General features: G+C 33.2%; 7 protein-coding genes and 1 pseudogene. All 8 read right to left on the bottom strand.

Going from position 1 to position 5815, the window contains the following annotated elements:
• Positions 1-196: 196 nt before the first annotated feature.
• Positions 197-406, bottom strand: coding sequence for a hypothetical protein (locus DWX91_RS15740; protein ID WP_118539690.1), 210 nt, complete (start codon positions 404-406; stop codon positions 197-199).
• A 14-nt stretch (positions 407-420) separates the two neighbouring features.
• Entirely contained in the window at positions 421-729 is a 309-nt protein-coding gene (locus tag DWX91_RS15735) for a DUF551 domain-containing protein (RefSeq protein ID WP_147354429.1), read from the bottom strand.
• 63 nt (positions 730-792) lie between these two features.
• Positions 793-1527: a PspA/IM30 family protein gene (locus DWX91_RS15730; protein ID WP_118539686.1), complete on the bottom strand. Its 735-nt coding sequence runs from the start codon at positions 1525-1527 to the stop codon at positions 793-795.
• Positions 1528-1552: 25 nt separating this feature from the next.
• Positions 1553-2230 carry a TerD family protein gene (locus DWX91_RS15725; RefSeq protein ID WP_118539684.1) on the bottom strand — a complete coding sequence of 226 codons (678 nt, stop codon included), beginning with the start codon at positions 2228-2230 and terminating at the stop codon, positions 1553-1555.
• Positions 2231-2242: 12 nt separating this feature from the next.
• Positions 2243-3016 (bottom strand): VWA domain-containing protein, encoded by a 774-nt coding sequence (locus DWX91_RS15720; RefSeq protein ID WP_118539682.1) that lies wholly within the window; start codon positions 3014-3016, stop codon positions 2243-2245.
• Between the two features lie 62 nt (positions 3017-3078).
• Entirely contained in the window at positions 3079-4758 is a 1680-nt protein-coding gene (locus tag DWX91_RS15715; RefSeq protein WP_412693932.1) for an HAD-IC family P-type ATPase, read from the bottom strand.
• Positions 4759-4782: 24 nt separating this feature from the next.
• Positions 4783-5274: pseudogene (locus DWX91_RS18300) on the bottom strand (hypothetical protein); the annotation flags it as partial.
• A 15-nt stretch (positions 5275-5289) separates the two neighbouring features.
• Entirely contained in the window at positions 5290-5691 is a 402-nt protein-coding gene (locus DWX91_RS17670) for a cation-transporting P-type ATPase (protein ID WP_243099082.1), read from the bottom strand.
• Positions 5692-5815 lie beyond the last annotated feature (124 nt).

Raw genomic sequence — 5815 nt, 5'->3', positions numbered from 1 at the left:
TCACCTCTCTTCTCAAGAAAATTTGGTTGAATCGCCAAGATAGAAATTTCTATATTAGATTATTCTCTGTCCACTGTATGTATCTTACATTCAATTTCTACAACTTCTAATTGTAAAACTATTTTGCTTTATAATTATCACCTCTCTTCTCAAGAAAATTTGGTTGAATCGCCAAGATAGAAATTTCTATATTAGATTATTCTCTGTCCACTGTATGTATCTTACATTCAATTTCTACAACTTCTAGCTGCCTATCAGCGTTATAACGTCTTGACATAAAATTTCTAACCGCATTCTCAGCAGTTTTTCTTGTTTCCCAATATTTGTGTCGTGGGTTTGTAAGATTACTTACTAATTTCCCTGTTGATTTATCCATTACACCATATAATGTAAATTCATTTGCCATCTATTTCACCTCATTTATTCTCTGTATGGTTCAGGCAACGGCATCCAAGCTCTCATACCACCATTGATTCTTCCCCAATGCCATGTCCCATCATAGTATTGCCTTTGCACTTTTGTTACCATACCTCGATTTGTGGTAACAAGTACATTGATTACTTTCTTACCTTCGTATCTTTTATCATCTTCTGGCATTTGTCCTTCAGTACATTTAATCCAATTTGAGTTCATAATATTTTTTCCTTTTATCATTTTGAAAACAGACTGACCAGTTATAACACCAGCCAGTCCAAAATAATTATTGTTTGTTTCTATATTTTCTACCAATCACATAACCAATAGCGAAACTCACAATCATACAAACAAGATACATTTTAATACTTAACATCATCATTTCTTCTTACCAGCTTTCAGTTCATCCAGCTTCTTCTGAATCTCATCATCTTTCATCTGCTTATCCAAACGTTTCTTTTGAACCTCATAAGAACTTTCGTAAGCAATTTTAGAACCCTCTGCCACTTCTTTACTTTTTTTAACACCCTCACGTACCTTTTCAAGCATTTTATCTTCTTCATTAGTAGATATACCAGATGTAGCTTGAAGAGATTTTGTAGCTTCTGCTGTCTCAAGGGCAAGAATGGAAACTTCTTTTTCTGCTTTAAGATTCTCTAATTCATCATGAAGATTTTTAACAACCTCATCCTGTAACTTAGCTGCGCTTCTTAAATCTTCAAGATTCTTTTTAATGATTTCAGCCTTTTCTTCATTATTTTTTTGTTTGATAAGATATACTTTAGCAGCGTTGTCATCATTCTTGTCAATGCAAGACTTAATATTGAGATCTAACTGCATATCTTCTTTCTTCAGAACTCTAAGCTGTTCTTCATAAGTTTTAATTTTCCCTGTTTGCTGAATATATTTACCATACTCGTCACTATATTTCTTTTCAGCAAGAGCAATAGCTGAATTATAATAAGCCTTTGCACCCTCTGGTGTAGAAGCGTCTTCAGTGAACTTTTCATCAGATGTACCAGAGACTCTAATTTTGAGTCTTTTGCCTGTCTTAGTGAATTTGAAGAAGTAAATCATAGCAATTACTACAATAATAAAACATAAGATTTTCATTTATATATTTTCTCCTATTGGCTCTTTAGTCTCTTCCTTCATCAATATCAAGCCCAAAATTCTTAAACAGTTCTGTCATACCACCGTTGTATCCAGAACCAAGTGCCTGAAATTTAAAACCATCTCCATATTTATACAGTCTACCAATTTCAACAGCATTCAGTTTTTCAAAATTCTCATCTTCAGAAAGGTCATATGTCCACTTGGTAGTTGGATTATCATAATCACAAATCATCATTGTGGCATTATTTACCATTCCGAAATTCTGAAGCCTCTGAACTGCTCTATAAATAGTTAAGCAAATTGTAAAATCGGTTCTATCACTTGGGAATTTATCTGCATGAACAACAAAAGATTCATCGTAATGTACACCATCAAACATAATTCCCTGAGAATCATCACCAGTCTGATTATCACCAGAATACTCAATCCACGGGTATTCAGATGCAGAATATGTATTATAATTTACAATATCATCTGGATACTTGACTTTTCTATCACTATTAGTAATAAATCCATTAATATCAAAATCAATATCTGATTCTCCAGCATATCTGTTCTTCTCCCAATTTACACCAATGAAGAAGTTCTTAATTACAGTTCCATCATTCTTTGTCATGTTAATCTTTTGATTCTTACTCATGTTAATTACATTACTCATTTTAGATACCTCATCTTTCTTAAATATTTTTATCTTTCTCACTTATATATTCTCTTATTTTTTATTCAGCCAATCCTTATACTGTCTAAGGATTTCAGTATATAACTCTTCATCAGTCATCTTATTCATATCTTCTACTGCGGTAAAACCAGTATTGTCATGCTTTCTACCCTTCATATCATCTAATGATTTAAGATAATTGAATTTTGCTCTACCAATTCCAATAAATTGAACGAAGATGTTGTAATTTGAAAGTTCCTTTACAATTTCGTTTGTCGCAGACCTATCAGAATTATCACCGTCTGTAATGAAAATAATAAATGCAGGAACTTCGCTAGGTTCAATATCTTTGTAATATTTAACCATATCATCTAATACTGGTGCATAATATGTACCGCCCATACTCATGTGGGCTTTCTGCATAACTTTCTTTACATAATTATCGTAATTCTTAATTGTAACTGCTTTAAGTCTTTCAAAATAATTAGAGAACAACCATGATTCAAGTTCCCCATTATCATCGAATTTAAGAGCAATTGGAAGTAGTCTAGTAATAACTTTCTGTACCGAACCATTATCAAATAGATCACACATAGAACCAGAATAATCCATTGCTAATGCTACTCTTGCTACATGCTTTGACATATCGATTTTGCTACTCTTAGACATGTCGATGAGTACCTTATTCAGATTCTCTTTTGACTTTGACATATCAATCACATTCGATGTAGAGACTGTTTCTGTACCCATAAGTTTAGATGGAACCTGCTGAGTTAAAACACCTGAATCTTTTATTTCTTTTCTAAAAATTTTACTAAATAATCCCATTTTTATATCTCCTTTATCTTTTATATCTGAGTGATGAAACTAAATTCCATCACTCAGTCTTCTCACTTACATATTCTCTTATTTCTACTTCTTTGAATAATCTTTCTAATAAGATCAATTGGAATAACCATAAACGCAGTAACAATAACAGTGATCCACTGCATTAAATCAAGTGATGTTACTTTTACAAGATTCCCTAATAGATTACAAATGAAAAATGTTCCAATAAAAATTCCTACTGCAATTCCAGAAAACAACTTATTCTTTTCAATTCCTTTAAATAGATTGATATGTTCTGTACGAATATTAAATCCGTTGAACACCGCCATGAAACATAGTAATGCAAATCTAGCAGTCATAGCCTCTACATCAGATACAAATAAATTTGATACTGGACTAAATGTAATAATTCCATACAGTACAATAAATACAAACGTACTAATTCCAATTCTCGTTTTAGCACCATTAATAAATAAACCAGATCCTTTTTTAATTGGTTTCTCTACCATATATTCAGCTTTGGGTGGTTCTCCACCAAAGGATAGAGAGTTAAGGGAGTCCATGATGATATTGATAATAAGAATCTGTACAGAAGCTAATAATGCACTTGTAGCAATCAGAGGATAAAGCGTACTCAGAATTAGAAGTGTGATATTAATAGGTAACTGGAACTCTAAGAACATCATGATATTATGCATGAATGTACGTCCTAGCTCTACGCCTTTTACAATACTCGCAAAGTTATCATCCGTTAGAATAATATCAGATGCTTCTTTGGCTACATCAGAACCACTCTGCATACCAAAACCAACATCCGCTCTCTTTAATGCTGGAGAGTCATTGATGCCATCACCAGTCATCGCCACAGATCTACCCATTTCCTGCGCCAAAGTAACAAGTCTAAGTTTTGTATTAGGTGAACATCTGGAAACAACCTTTAAAGACGGGATGATTTTCTTTACTTCTTCATCAGACATCTTCTCAAACTCGTCATTTGTCAGAGCGACATCACCATCCTTGTAAATGCCACATTCAGAAGCAATTGAAACTGCTGTTTCATAGCAATCTCCAGTGATCTCGATAACTTGAATTCCGCCTTTATTTGCAAGCTGTACAGCGTTTGGCACTTCATCTCTCACAGGATCGACTACACCGATAATTCCAGAAAATTCCAAATCGTCAGGTAAAATTCCCTCTACTAGAGGTTTTGATGACCAAGCCAGTGCAATACATCTCATAGATTTTCTAGTCAACTCTTTAATCTTCTCATTCAGAACAGAAATATTAGTATTGGCAGTCTTAAAATTACAATTCTGAATAATCTTTTCTGGCGCACCTTTATAATATGTAAATATATTTCCATATTTATCTTTTACTTCATATGCAGAATATTTATTTTCACTACTAAATACCTGCTTATGCACCATTGGACTATTTTTACAAATCTCAGCGTATTCCTCTGGATTAACAAGACTCAGAACAGCTCTATCAATAGAATTTCCTCCAGTGATATTACCATCCGCATCAAATGTAGCACTGTTATTTAATACAATATTATCTCTGATACTATCATAACAACCATTGTGATTTAAACTTGTCTCATTTCCATTTTCATCAAGAATGATTTTTGGTGTCATAATACCTGTAGTAAGTGTTCCAGTTTTGTCAGTACAAATCAAATCAACATAAGCAAGCTCCGGGATTTTTGCTGGATTTTTAGTAAGGATATTGAATTTTTCCATTACCTTAACATTCTGTTTAGTAACCAATTTAACAATTAATGGAAGTCCCTCTGGAACCGCTGCAACAATAATTGTCAATGCTACTGAAAAATTCTGTGATACTTTCTGAATAATATCCAGAACACCATTTCCAAAATATGTATCAAATCCAACCTTTGCGATACCAGTAGCCATAAGTACCACAAAAGTTACCAGAGCAGCCACAGTTCCCCATTTTGAGATAAAGTCGCATAAATTATCAAGTGCAATATCGAGAGCTGTCTTTGGTGCTTCTAACGTCTGCATCTTAACTAAAGTATCGCCATTTACAGTATTCATTCCTACATCTGTCACAATCATCTTACCTTCACCAGCAGTAACCGTTGTACCAGCAAATAAACAATTCTGGTTTGTATAAACATCTGTAGATGTGGTTTTCTCATGTACATATCCATCAATAGGAGATTTTTTACACTCTTTACTTTCTCCGTTGATAGCTGCATTACTTACAGAAATCCCACCTTCGACAATATAACCATCTGCAAAAACTTCCTATCCCATTCTTACGATAGCAAGATCACCAACTACTAAATCATTCTTATTAATTGTCTGAACCTTTCCGTTTCGAATAACATCACAGTATCTAGTAGATGTTTTTGCTCTTAATTCTTCTGATGATTTCTGAACTCCTAATCCAGTTTTAACAGCAATTTCTGCCACAATACCTAATACTATGAGGATCATAATCGGCTCTGAAAAATCCATAACTCCCATTCCAGCTAGAACAAGGTGTAAAATAGCAATGGCAATAAGAATCATTGTGATTTTTTCGCTTAATGCTTCTTTTGCAAAATCATACCATTTCTTTAGTTTTGGTTCTGGTAGCTTATTACTACCATGAAGCTCTCTACTTTTGAGAACTTCATTGTCACTCAATCCTTTAAAATCTTTCACTTCTGTTTCTCCTTTTCTTATTTTATCTATTTGAATCTTATTGATTCCATTTATATATTCGCTTATTTAATTTTCTCTTTTATGAAAATCTCTATTGCCGATATTAGCTAGATTATAAATGACA

This window comes from Clostridium sp. AF22-10 (assembly GCF_003478725.1).
Taxonomy (GTDB): Bacteria; Bacillota; Clostridia; order Lachnospirales; family Lachnospiraceae; genus Otoolea; species Otoolea fessa.
Note: the sequence above shows the minus strand (reverse complement) of the source record. Positions and strands in the feature narration are given on the sequence as shown.